The sequence below is a fragment of the Candidatus Terasakiella magnetica genome, assembly GCF_900093605.1.
Taxonomy (GTDB): Bacteria; Pseudomonadota; Alphaproteobacteria; order Rhodospirillales; family Terasakiellaceae; genus Terasakiella; species Terasakiella magnetica.
Genome location: NZ_FLYE01000047.1, coordinates 121,840 through 139,926 on the forward strand (window position 1 = coordinate 121,840; position 18,087 = coordinate 139,926).

15 protein-coding genes are annotated in these 18,087 nt (G+C 47.1%); 11 read left to right on the forward strand and 4 right to left on the reverse strand.

The window, feature by feature from the left end:
• Positions 1 to 69: 69 nt before the first annotated feature.
• Both bcp and MTBPR1_RS16115 read right to left on the reverse strand, forming a co-directional pair.
• A complete protein-coding gene (gene bcp, locus MTBPR1_RS16110; RefSeq protein ID WP_069190061.1) occupies positions 70 to 534 on the reverse strand; it encodes a thioredoxin-dependent thiol peroxidase in 465 nt (154 codons plus the stop codon).
• A 13-nt stretch (positions 535 to 547) separates the two neighbouring features.
• Complete coding sequence (locus tag MTBPR1_RS16115) at positions 548 to 3,550, reverse strand: bifunctional [glutamine synthetase] adenylyltransferase/[glutamine synthetase]-adenylyl-L-tyrosine phosphorylase (RefSeq protein ID WP_069190062.1); 3,003 nt, start codon at positions 3,548 to 3,550, stop codon at positions 548 to 550.
• 95 nt (positions 3,551 to 3,645) lie between these two features.
• On the opposite strand from MTBPR1_RS16115, the gene MTBPR1_RS16120 reads away from it, so the two are divergent.
• On the forward strand, positions 3,646 to 6,912 hold the full coding sequence (locus tag MTBPR1_RS16120; RefSeq protein WP_069190063.1) for a YhdP family protein: 3,267 nt from the start codon (positions 3,646 to 3,648) through the stop codon (positions 6,910 to 6,912).
• A gap of 55 nt (positions 6,913 to 6,967) precedes the next feature.
• On the opposite strand, the gene tyrS is transcribed toward MTBPR1_RS16120, so the two are convergent.
• Positions 6,968 to 8,212: a tyrosine--tRNA ligase gene (gene tyrS, locus MTBPR1_RS16125; RefSeq protein WP_069190064.1), complete on the reverse strand. Its 1,245-nt coding sequence runs from the start codon at positions 8,210 to 8,212 to the stop codon at positions 6,968 to 6,970.
• A gap of 94 nt (positions 8,213 to 8,306) precedes the next feature.
• Here tyrS and MTBPR1_RS16130 point away from each other — a divergent pair, with 94 nt between their 5' ends.
• Both MTBPR1_RS16130 and MTBPR1_RS16135 read left to right on the forward strand, forming a co-directional pair.
• Positions 8,307 to 8,933, forward strand: a complete 627-nt coding sequence (locus MTBPR1_RS16130; protein ID WP_069190065.1) for a MarC family protein — start codon at positions 8,307 to 8,309, stop codon at positions 8,931 to 8,933.
• A gap of 15 nt (positions 8,934 to 8,948) precedes the next feature.
• Positions 8,949 to 10,031, forward strand: a complete 1,083-nt coding sequence (locus tag MTBPR1_RS16135; RefSeq protein ID WP_083223166.1) for an anhydro-N-acetylmuramic acid kinase — start codon at positions 8,949 to 8,951, stop codon at positions 10,029 to 10,031.
• A 116-nt stretch (positions 10,032 to 10,147) separates the two neighbouring features.
• Here MTBPR1_RS16135 and MTBPR1_RS16140 read toward each other — a convergent pair whose 3' ends face one another.
• Positions 10,148 to 10,807, reverse strand: coding sequence for an alpha/beta hydrolase (locus tag MTBPR1_RS16140; RefSeq protein ID WP_069190066.1), 660 nt, complete (start codon positions 10,805 to 10,807; stop codon positions 10,148 to 10,150).
• A 228-nt stretch (positions 10,808 to 11,035) separates the two neighbouring features.
• On the opposite strand from MTBPR1_RS16140, the gene cysE reads away from it, so the two are divergent.
• The 8 genes from cysE to hscA all read left to right on the forward strand — a co-directional run bounded on the left by cysE (position 11,036) and on the right by hscA (position 18,045).
• Positions 11,036 to 11,746: a serine O-acetyltransferase gene (gene cysE / locus MTBPR1_RS16145; protein WP_083223167.1), complete on the forward strand. Its 711-nt coding sequence runs from the start codon at positions 11,036 to 11,038 to the stop codon at positions 11,744 to 11,746.
• 14 nt (positions 11,747 to 11,760) lie between these two features.
• Positions 11,761 to 12,231, forward strand: a complete 471-nt coding sequence (locus MTBPR1_RS16150) for an Rrf2 family transcriptional regulator (RefSeq protein ID WP_069190067.1) — start codon at positions 11,761 to 11,763, stop codon at positions 12,229 to 12,231.
• 17 nt (positions 12,232 to 12,248) lie between these two features.
• On the forward strand, positions 12,249 to 13,361 hold the full coding sequence (locus tag MTBPR1_RS16155; protein WP_069190068.1) for a cysteine desulfurase family protein: 1,113 nt from the start codon (positions 12,249 to 12,251) through the stop codon (positions 13,359 to 13,361).
• Between the two features lie 45 nt (positions 13,362 to 13,406).
• Positions 13,407 to 14,633 (forward strand): IscS subfamily cysteine desulfurase, encoded by a 1,227-nt coding sequence (locus tag MTBPR1_RS16160; protein WP_126465313.1) that lies wholly within the window; start codon positions 13,407 to 13,409, stop codon positions 14,631 to 14,633.
• Between the two features lie 46 nt (positions 14,634 to 14,679).
• Complete coding sequence (iscU, locus tag MTBPR1_RS16165) at positions 14,680 to 15,063, forward strand: Fe-S cluster assembly scaffold IscU (protein ID WP_069190069.1); 384 nt, start codon at positions 14,680 to 14,682, stop codon at positions 15,061 to 15,063.
• A gap of 14 nt (positions 15,064 to 15,077) precedes the next feature.
• The gene (locus MTBPR1_RS16170) at positions 15,078 to 15,422 is read left to right on the forward strand and encodes a HesB/IscA family protein (protein WP_069190070.1); all 345 of its coding nucleotides are present in this window, start codon (positions 15,078 to 15,080) and stop codon (positions 15,420 to 15,422) included.
• Positions 15,423 to 15,508: 86 nt separating this feature from the next.
• Positions 15,509 to 16,150 carry a Fe-S protein assembly co-chaperone HscB gene (hscB, locus tag MTBPR1_RS16175; RefSeq protein WP_083223168.1) on the forward strand — a complete coding sequence of 214 codons (642 nt, stop codon included), beginning with the start codon at positions 15,509 to 15,511 and terminating at the stop codon, positions 16,148 to 16,150.
• A complete protein-coding gene (gene hscA, locus MTBPR1_RS16180; RefSeq protein ID WP_069190071.1) occupies positions 16,150 to 18,045 on the forward strand; it encodes a Fe-S protein assembly chaperone HscA in 1,896 nt (631 codons plus the stop codon). The genes hscB and hscA overlap by 1 nt, the downstream gene beginning before the upstream one ends.
• The last annotated feature ends 42 nt before the right edge of the window (positions 18,046 to 18,087 follow it).

Sequence of the window (18,087 nt, forward strand, 5' to 3'; positions counted from 1 at the left end):
TTGTTTCCCCTATGTAATATTCCTTCTCCTTATCTTACATATTATACAACATAAGGAGAAGGTTCTTTCTTATATTTCTTTCACCACTTCAAGGACTTCTTCGATATGGCCTTTAACTTTTACCTTCGGCCAGACTTTCTGTACTACACCATTTTCATCAATTAAGAAGGTGCTGCGCACGATGCCCATGAAGGTTTTGCCGTACATTTTCTTTTCTTGCCAAACACCATAGGTTTCGCACAAATCGCCTTCTGCATCAGACACGAGAGAGAAATTAAGCTCCTGTTTGGTCTTGAAGTTATCGTGGCGTTTTACCGTGTCTTTAGAAGCCCCGACAATGACACAGTTTTCAGCTTCAAAGGCGGCCATTTCATCGCGAAAGCCTTTGGCCTGTGTGGTGCAGCCCGGTGTGCTGTCTTTGGGGTAAAAATAAAGAACTACTTTTTTACCCTTCAGGCTTGAAAGGGAAAGCTCGCCATTGCCATCGGTTGGCAATGTAAAATCGGGTGCCTGTGTGCCTACTTCAATCGTCATTATTCTATATTCCTTACTGATCTTCTTCTTTGGGGGGGATAAGTGATGCAGGATCATCAATTATCTGTTTGTAGTGTTTTTGAACTTGTTGAGCTGCATTTTTCATACGTTCGCATAGGATGTCAAATGATGGTTCACCGCAAGCCTGAACTAAATCATCTTTTAAGGCATGGGGCAGCTCGCCACCGTCTTCTTTTTTTAGCTCTGCTGCAACGGTAAGACGCAGATAGCCTTGCACAATATTCCAAAGCTCGATGGCTGAAATCAGGTCGTTTGCGACGGTTTCTTCTAAAATTTCAAGCTCACGCGCTTTTAAAAGCACATCAATGGTATTGTTTTGCAAAATCTCTTTATGTTGGGGGGCGTGGCGAAGCTGGAGATATTGCGCCATAAAATCAATATCGACGATGCCGCCCCGATATTGCTTAATCTCCCACACCACATCGGTGTGATGTTCCTTTTCCATACGTTTGCGCATATCAGAAACATCAAAGAGCAATTTGTCCATATCGCGTTGTCTGGTCAGGATATCTTCAATGGATTTTTCAACTTTTTCTCTTAGTTGGTCGCTGCCACTCATCACACGTGCGCGGGTAAGGGCCATATGTTCCCAAGTCCAAGCCGATTCTTCGTGATAGCGCTCAAAAGAAGCAAGGCTTGAGGCAATCGGCCCTGCATTGCCTGAGGGGCGTAAGCGCATATCCACTTCATAAAGCATGCCTTCACCTGTTGGAGCGGTTAGGGCATTAATGAAACGTTGGGACAAGCGGGCAAAATATTGCGCAACCCCAAGGGCGCGGTCCCCGTTTGAGCCAACGCAATCTTCTGGCACATCATAGATAAATACTAGGTCGAGGTCGCTTGTGGCTGTCATATCGCAAGACCCTGCCTTGCCAAGCCCGACGATACACATATCGCCGCCTTCAATGATGCCGTGTTTAATCGCGAGCTCTTCTTGAACGCGTGGTAGCATTTCACGAATGATGGCATCGGCAATATTTGTTTGGGCAATGCCTGAGTCTTTGATCGAGATGATTTGGCGCAAGGTCTGTACACCTACTTGAAATTTACGATCATTGGCCCAACGTCTTGAAATATCGAGGATATCTTGAAAATCACGCGCCTGACCAAGGGCTTTTTCCAAATCCTGACATAAACATTCAACTTCAGGAAGAGGGGTGAAAAAATCTGGCGTTAGGACATATTCCAGCAAGCCAGAATTGCGTGCAAGATGCTCTGCAAGGCGCGGGGCCTCGCCCATCACTTCGGCAACAAGGTCAAGAAGCTGTGGGTTTACCTGAAACATGGAAAAAAGCTGAACCCCTGCGGGAAGTTCACTTAAAAACTCATCAAAACGCAAGAAGGCCGTATCTGGTTCAGCCGTATTTGCCATGGCATGAACAAGGGCGGGCATGAGGTCTGTGAGGATTTCGCGCGAGCGTGTGCTGCGGGTGGCGCGATATCTTGCATGGTGCCAGCCCCGAACAGTGCTATCAATAAATTCCGGTTTCTTAAAGCCGAGGCTTTTAAGGTAGTTTAAGGTGTTAGGGTCTGTATCCCCACCTGTGAAAACAAGATTTCCCGTTTCATCAGCATGATTATTACGATCAACGGTTTCTTCAAACAGTTGGGCATAATAATTTTCAACCCGTTCAAGATGGGCAATAAATTCTGTTTCGAAGGCTTTGCTGTCTTTATAGCCCATGAAAATAGCAAGTCGTTCAATGGCGGCTTCATCTTCAGGGATGGAATGGGTCTGCTCATCGTTGGTCATTTGGATGCGATGTTCGACCGTGCGCAGATATTGGTAACTTTCAATCAACTCATCACAGATTTTTTGTTCCACCTGTTCAGCATCAACCAAGGCTTGAAGGGCCTTGCATGTGGGGGCTATGCGCACATCAGGATTACGTCCACCCCAAATGAGCTGTTGGGTCTGGGCATAAAATTCGATTTCACGAATGCCGCCATGACCGAGTTTTACATTATGGCCTTTTAAAGCAATGCTGTGACCGCCTTTATGGGCATTGATCTGGCGTTTAATGGCGTGAATATCCTGAATGGCGGCAAAATCCATATATTTGCGCCACATATAAGGGCGCAAAATATCAAGAAAGGCATAGCCCGCCTTGATATCACCCGCAACAGGGCGCGCCTTGATCATGGCAGCACGTTCCCAGTTTTGCCCAATGCTTTCATAATAGGTTTCAGCCGCAAGGACTGAAATGGCAAGCGGGGTGGAGCCCGGGTCAGGTCGCAGGCGCAGGTCTGTTCTAAAGACATATCCATCAGCCGTGCGATCATCCATCATCTGCACAAGCTGTTTGGTGATGCGCACCATATTGCCTTGCAGGTCCCATGGATCATCGGTTTCAATGACTTCTGTGTCAAACAGCACGATGATATCTACATCACTGGAATAGTTGAGCTCACGCCCGCCAAGCTTGCCCATGCCTAACACGATAAAGCCGGAGCCTTTTTGCGGATTGTTTTCAGGGTCAGGCAGTTTGAAATATCCACGTCTGTGGCCTTCGCGCAATAAGGTGCCCAAGGCATAATCCAGAGATTTTTCTGCCAGAGTCGTTAAACTTTCAGTGACTTGAAAAACATCCCATTGCTGACATATATCAGCTAAAGCGATGGTAAGGGCTGCGCAACGTTTGGTGATTCGCAACTGTCTGGCCATATCATCGCGTGCGGGTTGGGTCTGCCAGAAGCTATCCAACTCAGAAATGAGGTCATCAAAAGTGGCCTGTGGACCATTGCGCAAAAGGCGGCAAGTAAAGGGAATATCGCTTAAAACACAATGGGTTAGGAAAGGACTATTGCCAAGAAGAGAGGTTAAAATTGCTTTTGCATTTTCATCTTCAATAAGAGATGTTGCATTTAACTGCTCATCAATGTCATCAATGCGCTGCGTGGCCTCCTGCCAGTGCTCAAATCCCACATCAGATTTTTCCTGATCAGACGCTTTTGGAAGCGGCGCGTTAACGGTTTGGTACCAAAGTGATGTCATACTAAATATCCCCAGCTGTGCGCTTTTTGTTTTTTGTAACAGTGCGCCAACTGAATTGATGGGTCAAGAGTGAAAGAAGAGTTGGAATAATCCCGGTGGTCTGGAAGACATTAAAACATACACTCCAGATAGTTAGCGCAGTCCTTGCGGGCATTGCGCTGTTGGCGCTTGTCTTTGCTTGGAAGCTGTCACAAGGCCCTATTTCAATTCCACAACTGACCCCTTATATCGTGGAGGCCGTTTCTAATAATACCCGCGGCATGAGGGTTCGTATTAAAGATACGATCTTAAGCTGGGAGGGCTGGGAACGTACCCTTGATATCCGCATTATCGGGACAACGGTATTTGCCCGCGATGGTCGCCGTATTGCCTCAATCCCGCAAGCATCGCTCTCTTTGAGTGGGGGCGCCTTGTTTGAAGGCACGGTTGCGCCCAGCAGTATTGAGTTGATTGAGCCGCAGATTAACCTGTTGCGCCATGGCGATGGCTCGTTCGCTTTTGAGATGGGTGACGGCATGACGGTGCGCGCAGATCGTGCCTTTAATCTGGATAATCTTATTTCCAAAGCGCCAGACCCGTCACGCCCGTTAAGTTACCTCAAAAAGATTTCCATCAGTAAAGCGCATCTGGAATATCAAGATAAGAAAAGCGAAACGACCTTTAAGGCCCCAAATACAACATTTGCGGCAGAACGGATTGGCGAAACCATTGTTTTTGAAACAGGCTTGGAAGTTTTCTTAAGTGGTAAACCTGCAAAAATTGACGTGGATGCCTCTTATAATTTGACGACTGAGATACTGGATACTCAAGCCTTTATCCATTCCCTTCACTTAGGCGACCTTTCCGGTCTTTGGCCTGAGCTTGCACCGTTAAAACCTTTGCAGTTCTCCCTTGAGGGTAAAACCAACCTTGCCATTGATAAAGAAGGAAATATCCGTTCCTTCTTTGCTGATTTAAAAACAACGCAAGGCCAAATCCAGCTTCCTGAACCAGTGAAGCAGGTGCTTAATATTGATACGCTGTCTTTGCGCGCAGGTTATGAGGATTTTAATTCCAAACTACGTATTGAAGAGGCACTCATTGCGCTGACCAAAGGCTCAATGATCAAAACGCCAAAACCGGTTGAAGATTTCATGCCCATGGAAATGATCCGTTTCACAGGGGATTATGAAACCGATACGGATATCTTTAAGCTTGATGAATTGGCTTTTGATTTAGGCGAAGGTCCAACCGGGACCATTAAGGGCAATGTCGCCGGCTTGCTTAAGGGACCAAGTCGCAAAGTCGATATCATTGGTGAATTGCTCAATGTACTTCCCACAAAGCTTCATCGTTATTGGCCCAAGGGCTTAAATGATGATGCGCGCGATTGGGTCGTCAATAAAATATATGACGGTGTGGTTCACCGCGCGGGTATTAATCTATCTGTTTCAGCCCATGAAGATGGCACAGTTGAGCTTCATCACGTTCATGGTGATATGGAAATGGATGGGGTGAGTGTTGATTATCTCAACCCGCTGCCCGTAGCAAAAAATGCACGTGGTTGGGCCAAGTTTAACGAAAAAGAATTTAAAATCACTGTGACAGGCGGCGGTGTTGACACCATTAAAATCAAGAAAGCGCAAATTGATATCATCGGTCTTGATGAATATGACCAACGTCTCAATCTTGATATGACCCTTGAAGGGCCGCTGCGCGATAGCTTGACCTTTATTGATAAAAAACCATTGGGTTTTGCAAAGGCGCTGGGGATTGATCCAAAGAAAACATCTGGGCATACGGTGACCGATTTAAAAATGTCCTTCTTGTTATTGGATGATTTGGACTGGGACGGGGTCGATGTTTCTGCAAAAGCGCGTGGAAAAAATATCTCCATCACCGATGTTATTTTTGATGAAGACCTGAGCAAAGGTGAGATTGATCTCGTTGTCGATAAAAAAGGCATGGAAGTTGAAGGTAAGATTGTTCTAGGCACAATCCCGGCTGATTTGAAATGGCGTGAAAATTTTGCCCGCAACACGCTTTTTAAACGTCGCTTCCTGCTTGATGGTATTGTGAACGATAAGCAACGGGTTAAAGAATTACGTCTAAATTTCCCCCCCTTTAATAACCAGATCATGTCCGGACCCATCCGTGTGGATGCAACGATCACAGAAAACTGGCAGGGCGTTGGTATTTTGGAAAGCTTTGCCAACCTTGAGGGTGCTGAGATTAATATTCCAATCATTCAATGGAAGAAAGAGGCCAAAGGCGCAGGCCAAGCTTATGCAAAGGTCAATTTCAATGCAGAGCGCCTTATTGGTGTGCCGTATTTCTCTATTTCCAGTGGGGATTTGAAAGCTTCAGGCTCCATCGCACTGGATGCGGAAGGCCAGCAAATTCAAACCATGCGCATTTCACGCTTTGAAGCCGGGCGCACTAAGATCAATGGCGGTACGGTCTTAAACTCCCCCATGACAGGGTGGGAGTTGGATGTTCAAGGAGAAAGCCTTGATTTAACGCAAGCCCTTGCATCCATGCGCAATACAGATAAAACAGCGAGCCCTGAAAATAAAGATACCAATATGCCGGGTACGTTCTCAGGCCGCTTTGATCATATCTGGCTGGATGAGAAAGAGGCCCTTAATACTGTGGTCGGCGCGGTTAGTTCTGATGGGAAGATTTGGACGAAGGCCTTGCTCACGGGTGTCGTGGGTGGCGGTGAAGAGTTTAAGATTGCCCTTTCTCCTGAAAATGACAATCGACGCCTAAGAATGCAAACCAAAGATGCCGGGGCTTTGCTGCGTGCGCTTGACTTGTTTGATGATATGCAAGGCGGTGACCTTGTGATTGACGGCGTGTTAAATGATGATGTGGAAAGTCGCCCCCTTGTTGGGACAATCCGTGTGAAGGATTACCGCATTGTTGAGGTGCCTGCACTGGCAAAGCTTTTGAGCCTTGTGGCGCTCACAGGGGTGCTTGATAGCCTTGAAGGCGACGGGATTGGTTTTACCTCCCTTACATCACCATTTAAATATGACCGTGGTGTGATTGAGTTTAAAGACGGGCGCACCAATGGGATCTCTATTGGGCTGACATGGGAAGGCAAGCTCTATACCCATGCAAACGTTGCTGATATGACGGGTACGATTGTTCCTGCCTACGGGTTGAACTCATTACTGGGTAATGTTCCCTTGATCGGGAATTTGTTTTCTGCCGGGGAAAAGGGCGGTGGCCTGTTTGCCTGGACGTATGATGTAACGGGCGACCTTGATGATGCCAAGGTTAGTGTAAACCCCGTGAGTGCCTTGGCACCGGGTTTCTTAAGACGTCTGTTCCAGTTGGGCGATCATTCAAAGACCGCCCCCGTAGCTGCACAATAATTGTAAAAGTTTAACAGGCTGGATGCTGGATCGGCTCCAGCATGACCTTGGGTTATTAAACAGGCTTGATAAGCGCGTGGCGTTTTTTACCAAATGACAGTTTGATTAAACCATCTTCATTGGCATCCCCAGCTGTAATCAGCTGGTTTTCATCCCCAATGGCTTTATCGTTTAAGCGTGCACCACCGCCCTTAATGGCGCGGCGTGCTTCACCACCAGATTTTGCCAGCTCCACACGGCGCATGGCGTCAAATGCGGGAATGCCCTCACCAAGCTCAATATCAAAAGTTGGCAGGTCTTTACCCAACTGGCCTTGCTCAAATGTCTTTTTGGCAGTTTCTGCGGCATCAAGGGCAGCTTGCTCGCCACGGCACAGTTTTGTGACTTCATGGGCAAGGATTTTCTTGGCTTCATTAAGTTCTTGGCCTTCAAGTGCTTCGAGCTTGGCAATCTCATCCATTGGCAACTCGGTAAAGAGCTTAAGGAAACGACCCACATCCGCATCAGATGTATTGCGCCAGTACTGCCAGAAGTCATAGGCAGAAAGCATATCATCATTCAGCCAAACTGCACCATTGGCCGTTTTGCCCATTTTCTTGCCATCAGATGTGGTCAAAAGTGGAACGGTCAGGCCAAAGACTTCATTACCCCCTGCACGGCGTGTCAGCTCAACACCATTGATGATGTTGCCCCATTGGTCAGAGCCGCCCATTTGCAGGGTCAGCCCATGGCGTTTGTTCAGCTCATAAAAATCATAAGCTTGTAAAATCATGTAGTTGAATTCAAGCAGTGTGAGCGGTTGTTCACGGTCCAAGCGCAGCTTGACGCTATCAAAGGTCATCATACGGTTGATGGTGAAGTGGCGACCAAAATCACGCAAGAATTCAAGGTAGGAAAGATCAGCCAGCCAGTCATTGTTATTGACCATCATGGCTTCACTCGCACCTTCACCAAAATCAAGGTATTTATCAAAAACGGTTTTGATACCTGCCATGTTTGTTGCGATGAACTCATCAGTCATGACCGGACGTGTGGCATCTTTACCGGAAGGGTCGCCAACCTTTGTTGTGCCCCCGCCCATCAAGACGACAGGCTTATGCCCGGTTTTTTGCAACCAACGCAGCAACATAATGGGCAGAAGGCTCCCAATATGCAGGCTGGTTGCGGTACAATCAAAGCCGATATAAGCGGTAATGACTTCTTTTGATGCTTTTTCGTCCAAGGCTTCAAGGTCTGTGCACTGGTTGATAAAACCACGCTCAGACAGAATGCGCATAAAATCGGATTTGTAATTGGTCATTGTACCGCTTTTCCTGAAAAATCTTTACTTTAATGAAAGGCGGGCCTACTTAGCATGAAATAGCAATGATGCTCTAGATAAAAATGGATAAGGCATGACAGATATTATCCTGCAAGCTTTTGTCACCATGTTTGTGATTATTGACCCCATTGGCCTGACGCCCATGTTTATTGGTCTTAGCGCTGGGGCAACTGTGGCGTATCGTCGTAAAATGGCACTGCGCGCTGTGTTCTTTGGGGCCTGCATCTTACTGTTTTTTGCCCTTATCGGTCATGAGTTTCTGGGGCTTTTAGGGATCGAGATGTCGTCTTTTCGCATTGCAGGCGGGGCCATGTTGTTTTTAACCGGGCTTGAAATGGTCTTTGGTAAGCGCACAACACGGCGCAGTGAAAAGGCTGAAGAGATAAAAGCCGATGATGAGATGGAAGATATTTCCGTCTTTCCGCTGGCTATCCCGTTTTTGGCAGGGCCGGGCTCTATTACCTCCATCATGTTGTTAATGGAAGCCCAAGATAGCAACAGTGAAGGTCAGATGATGATCTTGGCTGTTACGGGGGCTGTGCTTTTGGTGAGCCTGTTTCTGTTTATGATTTCTGATAAGCTTGAGAAAGTTTTAGGGCAGACGGTTTCAAGTATCTTTTCGCGCATTTTAGGTGTCTTATTGGCTGCCTTGGCCTCACAATATATAATTGATGGCTTGCGCGATGCGTTGTTTAGTTAAGAAGGATAGAGAGCTGTGAAACTTGTCATCGGTCTTATGAGTGGTACGTCCCTAGACGGTATTGATGTGGCCTTGATCCGCTCGGATGGGGAAAGCGTTGATGAATGTCTTGGTTTTCAATCCTACCCTTATGATGAAGAGTTTCGCACATTGGTGCAAAGCTCCTTTGGTAAAAAAGACGGCTTTGGTGATTTAGAAGAACAGATCACCCATCGCCATATTCAGGCGGTAGAGCGTTTTTTACAAACGGAAGGCTATTCAAGGCAAGAGATTGATCTGATCGGTTTTCACGGGCAAACGGTTTTTCACGAGCCTGAAAACAAACTGACCATCCAGCTTGGCAATGGGGCTGAGATGGCGCGCGCGGTAGGCATTGATGTGGTAAATGATCTGCGCACAGCGGATGTGCTTGCAGGTGGGCAGGGCGCACCACTCGTTCCGGTTTTTCATGAGGCTATTACTAAGGATATCTCTCGCCCGCTTGCGATTTTGAATTTAGGTGGCGTGGGGAATGTGACGTGGATTGGCCCTGATGGGGAGTTGCTCGCCTTTGATACGGGGCCAGCCAATGCGCTTGTGGATGATTGGGTTAAACAACATACAGGCAAAGCCTTTGATGAAAAGGGGGCGATTGCAGCCTCAGGCGATATCCATGATGATGCGGTCAACACATTTATGACCCATCCCTATTTTTCAAAACCGGCACCTAAAAGCCTTGATCGTGACGAGTTTAAAAAGATCGCTTTTGAGCTGATCGACGATTTGTCTGTGGAAGATGGTGCTGCCACATTGACCGCCTTTACGGTGGCCTCTGTCATGAAAGCACAAGATGCGTTTCCCTATTTAGCAGAAAACTGGATTGTCTGTGGGGGAGGGCGGCTGAACCGTTCCATGATGAGCGCCTTTAATGCTTATCTCTATGGTCAGATCATGAGTGCTGAGCATGTGGGCTGGAATGGTGATGCGATTGAGGCTCAAGCCTTTGCGTATCTCGCAGCACGTAGTGTAAAGGGCTTGCCAATTACATTTTCCGGTACAACAGGGGTGAAAGAGCCCATGACAGGCGGCGTTCTGCACAGTTCAAGCGCTAGAGATTGAAAAACTTCAAATGTAGTTAATTAGATTGTTTATCTAATTTGATTAGTTATATTGAGATGGTCATTAAAAAAGGCCCGACGATGCGGACCTTTTAAAATGCATAATGACAGCAAAACTTATTCAGCAGCAAGCTCAACAATGCGGCGATCAAGATAGTCGCCTGACATTTGTTTGATCTGATCAGCTTCTTCTTCATTATTGAAGTAGTGCGTTGCTTCAGTGATGCGCTGATAGTCAATGGAGATGTTTTTCTGGCTATCAAGTTTTGTCACCAATTTGGCAACAGACTCTTCAGGTACCACATCATCTGCATCCCCATGGATCACCAGACCAGACGCCGGGCAAGGCGCAAGGAAGGAGAAGTCATAAAGGTTTGCCGGTGGAGCGATAGAGATAAAGCCATTGATCTCTGGGCGACGCATCATCAGCTGCATGCCAATCCATGCGCCAAAGGAGAAACCACCAACCCAACAGATACGGGCGTTGGGGTTATGGGTCTGCATCCAATCAAGTGCTGCGGCAGCATCGGAAAGCTCACCAATGCCGCTATCAAAGATACCTTGGGAACGTCCAACACCGCGGAAGTTAAAGCGCAAAACAGAAAAACCGCGCTCTTTAAAGGTTTTGAACAATGTGTATGTCACACGGTTGTTCATGGTGCCGCCCTGTTCAGGATGAGGGTGGAGCAAAAGCGCAACGGGTGCATTTGGATCGTTGCTGTGATGGTAGCGCCCTTCGAGGCGACCTTCGGGTCCATTGAAAATGACTTCAGGCATCTTTCTCAGACGAATCCTATCGGTAATAAAAACAAAAAATCGTAAATCCGACTAACGTGAGTGGTTATTCTTTAGAAAAATGAGAAAATGCACCGAGATAAACTTGACTAGTTTAGTCGGACATTCTATATTCCTAATCAAATGACTATGAGAAAAGCACTATTTGTTGCCGAATCAATGCTGATCTCATAGCGCAAAAATGATTAAGATACTAGTAAAACGTGGCCTATTGTGTTCAAAAGATTCAAAGAAGATATCGATTCATTTATCAAACGTGATCCCGCAGCAAAGTCTCGCCTTGAGGTGATTCTATGTTATCCGGGGCTTCATGCGTTGATGTTTTACCGTGTTGCTCATGCATTATGGGTGCGTGATTGGCGCTTAATGGGGCGCTTTCTGTCCCATTTTGCAAAAATTGTTTCAGGTGTAGAAATTCATCCCGGCGCGACGGTTGGTCGTCGTTTTTTTATTGATCATGGCACAGGGGTTGTGATTGGTGAGACGGCAGAAGTTGGCGATGATGTAACGCTTTATCAAGGCGTCACATTGGGCGGGACCTCACTTGAAGAAGGTAAACGCCACCCCACGCTTGAAGATGGGGTAATTGTTGGTTCTGGTGCGCAAGTGCTTGGCCCCCATGTAATTGGGGCAGGCGCGCGCATTGGTGCAAATGCGGTTGTCTTGGAAGATGTGCCCCCCGGGGTCACCATGGTTGGGATACCTGCCAAGATGGTGATGGGACGCAGCAAAAAACAAGATAGCGAGTTTTGTGCCTATGGTACGCCAGATGGCATGAAAGACCCGGTGGTTCGCACCATTGAGGGACTTCGTGATGAAATCAATGCTTTAAAGAATCGTGTTCAAGAACTTGAAGGCGAAACACCACAAGATAATGTTGAGAGCGAACAAAAGCTCGATGTTGTCTCTGGTGGTCGCTAATTGGGAGCTAAAACGTGAAGTTAAGTACAAAAGGACGTTACGCCGTGATGGCGATGGTCGATCTGGCCTGTAACAGCAAGGGCGCACCGGTTTCTTTAGCCGATATTGCCGATCGTCAGGAAATCTCCCTGTCGTATCTTGAGCAATTGTTTGGCAAGTTACGCAAAGGTGATCTGGTTAAATCTGTGCGCGGACCAGGTGGTGGATACCTCTTGGCGCGCGACTGTTCAGATGTGCGTATCTCTGACATTATTATGTCGGTGGATGAACCAATTACGGCTACGCGCTGCACACCGGGTAACCCAAATGGCTGTCGTGAAAACAAAAGCCGTTGTTTGACCCATGATTTATGGACCGAGCTTGGTAATCAGATTTACCTCTATCTAAGCTCTGTCTCTTTAGAAGATATCGTTCAGAAACGTCTTTTAGGGACAAGTTCCCTTTTTGATGTGGAAACCCGCGAAAAAGTCGCTGCGGCACAATAAGAAGTTAAGTGAGTGTGATGAATAAAATTGTCTACATGGATTATAATGCAACTGCACCAGCCTATGGCTCGGTGATCAGCGCCATGAGTGCTGCATTAAATCATGTGGGTAATCCTTCATCTGTTCATGGCTCTGGTCGTGGGGCGCGCAAACTGCTTGAAGAAGCCCGTGAAAAGGTCGCAAGGCTCGTAAATGTACCAAGTGATTGGGTGATCTTTACCAGTGGCGGCACAGAGGCCGACGCGCTGGCCCTAAACGGTGTAGATGTGGAACGTGTGCTTGTATCAGCCGTTGAACATGTCGCGGTGATGAATGCACGCGATGATGTTGACGTCTTGAGCGTTGATGAAAACGGGATTGTTGATCTTAAAGCATTAGAGGATCGCTTAAAAGGTGATGAGCGCACAACATTGGTAAGTGTGGTTGCAGCCAACAATGAAACAGGTGTGATCCAGCCTTTGGAAGAAATTGTTGAGATTTGCCATGCCCATGGGGCGCTGGTTCATTCAGATGCGGTTCAGATGGTTGGCAAGTGTGACTTTGATATGCAGGCCTTGGGGCTGGATATGATCAGCCTGTCTGCCCATAAAATTGGTGGACCCCAAGGTGTTGGTGCGCTTGTTAAACGTCAAGGTGTTGATCTTGAGGCCATGTTTAAAGGGGGCGGTCAGGAACGCTCGCTTCGTGGCGGGACGGAAAATCTCTCTGGCATCGTTGGTTTTGGCGCAGCTGTAGAAGAAAAAACGGATTATTTGGCAATCAAGGCCTTGCGAGATGACCTTGAACTGCAAATTAAAGCCTTGGGCGCAACAGTTTTTGGCGATGGTGCAAAACGTTTGCCCAACACAAGTTATTTTGCATTTGCCGGGATGCCAAGTGAGCGCCAAGTCATGGCGCTGGATCTGGCAGGCGTGATGGTGAGTGCGGGTTCTGCCTGTTCATCGGGTAAGGTGAAAAGCTCCCACGTCTTAAAGGCGATGAAGGTTGAGGATGAATTAGCAGGCTGTGCCATTCGGGTGTCACTTGGATGGAATAGTACCAAAGAAGATATTGAGTTTTTCGTACAGGCCTATACAAAATTAATAGAGCGTGTGCAAAGCCGAAAAACAGGTAGAAGCAATGCTGCCTGAATTGAAAAAATTGAACTGAATAAGAAGAAGAAAAGGAGTGCCCACATGGGCGTGAATACACAGGACCATCCGGTATACTTGGATTACCAAGCCACCACACCGACCGACCCCCGTGTCGTTGAAGCGATGATGCCGTTTTTTACTCAGAAATTCGGTAACCCCCATTCGCGCAACCATGCCTATGGCTGGGATGCTGAAGAAGGGGTTGAACAAGGGCGCAAGCAGGTTGCTGACATTATCAATGCCAACCCGAAAGAAATCGTCTTTACCTCTGGTGCGACAGAATCAAACAACCTTGCCTTAAAAGGGGTAGGGGAGTTTTACAAGAAAAAACGCAATCACATCATCACTTGTGTGACAGAACATAAATGTATCCTTGATACATGTCGTCATATGGAACAAGAAGGTTTTGAAGTCACTTACCTGCCTGTTCAGGAAAATGGCCTGATTAATCTGGATGAGCTCAAAGCAGCTATGACGCAAAACACATTGCTGGTTTCTATCATGGCGGTGAATAACGAAATTGGTGTGATCCAGCCGTTAAAAGAAATTGGTGCCATGTGTCGTGCCAACAAAACATTCTTCCACACAGATTGTGCGCAGGCTGTGGGCAAGATCGATTTGGACGTTGATGAGATGAACATCGATTTGATGTCGATCTCTGGTCATAAAATTTATGGTCCCATGGGGATTGGTGCACTTTATGTGCGTCGTCGTCCACGTGTGCGTATCATTGCACAGATCAATGGTGGCGGTCAGGAACGTGGTATGCGCTCTGGCACATTGGCACCGGCACTTTGTGTTGGTCTGGGGGAAGCCTGTAAGATCGCCAAAGAAGAAATGAAAGCGGAAAATGAGCGTCTGCATGAATTGCAAATGCATATGTGGAACCGTTTTCAAGAAGAACTGCCTGAAGTCTATCTTAATGGGTCCTTGGAAGAACGTATTCCGGGTAACCTCAATGTGTCTTTCGCCTTTGTTGAGGGTGAAGGCCTCATGATGGGGATTAAGGATTTGGCTGTTTCTTCCGGTTCTGCCTGTACATCAGCGTCACTGGAACCCTCTTATGTGTTGCGTGCCCTTGGTGTTGAAGAAGAACTTGCCCATACCTCACTGCGTTTAGGTATCGGTCGTTTTTCGACAAAGGAAGAAGTTGATTTTGCAACAGACCGCATCATCAAAGAAGTCAAACGCCTGCGTGAAATGAGCCCGCTTTTTGAAATGGCTCAGCAAGGTATCGATATTAAGTCCATCCAGTGGGCAGAACACTAAGATTAGTTAAGACTACCGCCTTTGAAGCGGTTTAAAGGAGAACAAAATGTCTTATAGCGAAAAAGTAATCGACCATTACGAAAACCCGCGCAACGTTGGCTCAATGGATAATGAAACCACTGAAGTCGGCACGGGCCTTGTTGGTGCACCTGCTTGTGGCGATGTGATGCGTTTGCAGATCAAAGTCGGCAATGACGGTGTAATCGAAGATGCCAAGTTTAAAACATTTGGCTGTGGTTCTGCCATTGCTTCAAGCTCACTTGTAACGGAGTGGGTAAAAGGCAAAACCCTTGATGAAGCAGCAGATATCAAAAATACCGATATCGCTGAAGAGTTGGCCTTGCCACCTGTGAAGATCCATTGCTCTGTTTTGGCAGAAGATGCTATCAAAGCAGCGATTGATGATTATAAAGCCAAGAATGATGACTAAGGAGTGACGTTAGAATGAATGAACGTCCAGCCCCGATCAGTGTGACTGAAAACGCCCTTGCGCGTATCCGCGATCTTTTAGATAGCCGTGGTAAGCCAAGTGTGGGTATTCGCATTGGTGTGCGCACAAAAGGCTGTTCCGGCTTGTCTTATACGCTGGAATTTGCAGATGAAATCAGTGAGTTTGATGAAGTCTTTGACCCTGCTGAAGATGTAAAAATCATGATCGACCCAAAAGCGACCATGTTTATCTTTGGCACGGAGATGGACTTTGTTGAAGAACAGATGGCATCTGGCTTTGTCTTTAGCAACCCTAACGAAAAAGGTCGTTGCGGTTGTGGTGAATCTTTCCACGTATAAATGAGGAAATGTCATTCTCTAGATTGCTAGAGAAGCTTTTGGGATAAAGATCCCGCGCATCAGTTGCGGGATGACAGTTTGGGCTTATGGATACTTCGACACTCAATAAAACATTGCGCAATGATCAAAGCGGCTTACACCCTTGTTGGTCCTGTAAAGGTCCGGCAGGGGAAAGTGATCTGTTTTGTGAAACTTGTCATGCGGTGCAGCCTCCTGGGCATATTGATCATTTTGCTCGCCTTGGCTTGCATAAGGATTATGCCATTGATGTGGATGCGCTGGAACTGACCTATTTTGAGCTACAACGCCATCTTCATCCCGATCGTTTTGCCAATAAGACGGCGCAGGAAAAATCATTATCTCAACAACAGGCCGTGAGCCTGAATGAAGCCTTTGAGACATTGAAAGACCCATTGTTGCGTGCTGATTACTTGTTGCAAGTCAGCGGTGTGGATGGGATCAGCCATGATCATACGGTCAATGATCCGATCTTGTTGATGGAAGCCATGGAAACACGCGAAGCTTTGATGGAAGCTGAGGATGTTGCGATTGTAAACAAGCTTTCTGATAAAGCACGCCGTGATGTGCGCGATTGTGTGAAACTAATCGCCGCTGCCTTTGAAGCCACTAATCTCGATGAGGCCCGCAAGCTTGCTTTGCGCCTTAAATACCTTACAAAACTTCTTGAAGAAACGCGCCACCATAAAGCGCGTCTGGTAATGAAATAATGATTGAAAACGTTCTGCTTCAAATTCACGAACCCGGTGAAACACCTGCTCCTCATGATGGGGATGATGCCTTGGCTGTCGGGATTGATTTGGGGACGACCAACTCTGTTGTGGCTGTTTCTAAAGAAGAGGCACCGGAAGTTTTACGTGATGAAAGCGGTACAGCCCTTGTGCCATCGGTTGTGGCTTATGCCCCTGATGGTTCTGCCATTGTTGGACAGCTTGCCAAGCAATTGCTTCTGATGCGCCCTGAAACGGTGATTTCTTCGGTCAAACGTTTGATGGGACGTGGCCTTGCTGATGTGAAGTCTATTTCAGGCACCCTTCCTTTTGAAGTGATTGAAGGCGAAGGCATGGTGCGCTTGAAGGTGGCGGGTAAAGAACTCACCCCTGTTGAAATTTCAGCCGATATTTTGCGCGCTCTAAAAGAACGTTCTGAAGACCAGCTCAAGCAAAAGGTTGAAAAGGCTGTTATTACGGTCCCAGCTTATTTTGATGATGCGGCGCGCACAGCCACAAAAGATGCCGCCAAGCTTGCTGGTCTTGAAGTACTGCGTTTGGTAAATGAGCCAACAGCCGCTGCGCTAGCTTATGGTTTGGACCGCCAAGCAGAGGGCCTTTATGCGGTTTATGACCTTGGTGGCGGCACATTTGATATTTCACTACTACGCATGGAAAAAGGTGTTTTTCAGGTTAAATCCACAGGCGGTGATGCTGCCCTTGGTGGAGATGATTTTGATCATGCCATTTTGGAATATTTCCTTGAACAACGCCGCGAAACTTTCGGGGATGAAACCCTCACCACCGATGATGTGAAGGTCGCGCTGGTGACGGGACGTATGGCAAAAGAATGCCTGACGGAAAATGACAGCGGTGATTTTATGCTGGAATTTAACGGCAAAACCTCAAACCACACCATCACCCGTGAAAAGTTTGAAGAATTAGCAGCGCCCCTTGTTGAGCGCACAATCGATATTTGCCACAATGTTTTAGAAGATGCCGACACATTCCCTGATGAAGTAAAAGGCGTTGTACTGGTGGGGGGCTCAACCCGTGTGCCGTTGGTGCGCCAGCGTGTGGGTGAGTTTTTTGAACAAGACCCGCTTTCAGATATCAACCCGGATGAGGTTGTCTCTGTTGGTGCAGCCCTTCAGGCCGAAGCGTTAACTGTTGGTTCTGACAATCTGTTGTTAGATGTGACCCCCTTGAGCCTTGGTATTGAAACCATGGGCGGCATTGTTGAAAAAGTTATCCCGCGCAATACGCCGATCCCCGTTGCCAAGGCGCAGGAATTTACCACCTATCAAGATGGTCAAAGTGCCATGGCGATCCATGTGCTTCAAGGTGAGCGTGAGATGGTTGATCAAAACCGCTCCCTTGCACGTTTTATCTTAAAAGGTATTCCCTCCATGACAGCAGGGGCAGCACGCATTCGTGTGACCTTTAGTGTGGATGCAGATGGGCTGTTGACTGTTGGCGCAGAAGAAGTCACAACAGGCGTGTCCCAAGAAGTTGCGGTGAAGCCATCTTATGGGTTATCTGATGAAGAAATGGCAACCATGCTGCGCGACAGTATGGTCCATGCCAAGGATGATATGGAAATCCGCCTTCTGACAGAGGCTCGCGTTGAAGCCAAACGTGTGATGGAAGCGGTCTATTCCGCCCTTCATATTGATGGCAAGCTGCTTAATGAAGATGAGCGCGCCCATATTGATGTGGAGTTGAACAAACTGGATGAAACCATTTCTGGTGAGGACCGCCATGCCATTAATGCCATGGTGGAAGAACTGGATCGTGAAACCCAGATATTTGCCCAACGCCGTATGGACAAAGGAATTGAAGAAGCATTGACAGGTATCAATGTCGAGAAACTGGAAAATGCTATTGAAACTTGATTTATTGTTTGGAATAAATCAAAACTGAATAAAAAGTTTATG

What these genes read in the sequence shown, in the direction of transcription:
- bcp (WP_069190061.1), bottom strand. Translation starts at nt 534, where the DNA reads ATGACGATTGAAGTAGGCACACAGGCACCCGATTTTACATTGCCAACC.
- MTBPR1_RS16115 (WP_069190062.1), bottom strand. Translation starts at nt 3,550, where the DNA reads ATGACATCACTTTGGTACCAAACCGTTAACGCGCCGCTTCCAAAAGCG.
- tyrS (WP_069190064.1), bottom strand. Translation starts at nt 8,212, where the DNA reads ATGACCAATTACAAATCCGATTTTATGCGCATTCTGTCTGAGCGTGGT.
- MTBPR1_RS16130 (WP_069190065.1), top strand. Translation starts at nt 8,307, where the DNA reads ATGACAGATATTATCCTGCAAGCTTTTGTCACCATGTTTGTGATTATT.
- MTBPR1_RS16140 (WP_069190066.1), bottom strand. Translation starts at nt 10,807, where the DNA reads ATGCCTGAAGTCATTTTCAATGGACCCGAAGGTCGCCTCGAAGGGCGC.
- MTBPR1_RS16155 (WP_069190068.1), top strand. Translation starts at nt 12,249, where the DNA reads ATGAATAAAATTGTCTACATGGATTATAATGCAACTGCACCAGCCTAT.
- MTBPR1_RS16160 (WP_126465313.1), top strand. Translation starts at nt 13,407, where the DNA reads ATGGGCGTGAATACACAGGACCATCCGGTATACTTGGATTACCAAGCC.
- iscU (WP_069190069.1), top strand. Translation starts at nt 14,680, where the DNA reads ATGTCTTATAGCGAAAAAGTAATCGACCATTACGAAAACCCGCGCAAC.
- MTBPR1_RS16170 (WP_069190070.1), top strand. Translation starts at nt 15,078, where the DNA reads ATGAATGAACGTCCAGCCCCGATCAGTGTGACTGAAAACGCCCTTGCG.
- hscB (WP_083223168.1), top strand. Translation starts at nt 15,509, where the DNA reads ATGGATACTTCGACACTCAATAAAACATTGCGCAATGATCAAAGCGGC.
- hscA (WP_069190071.1), top strand. Translation starts at nt 16,150, where the DNA reads ATGATTGAAAACGTTCTGCTTCAAATTCACGAACCCGGTGAAACACCT.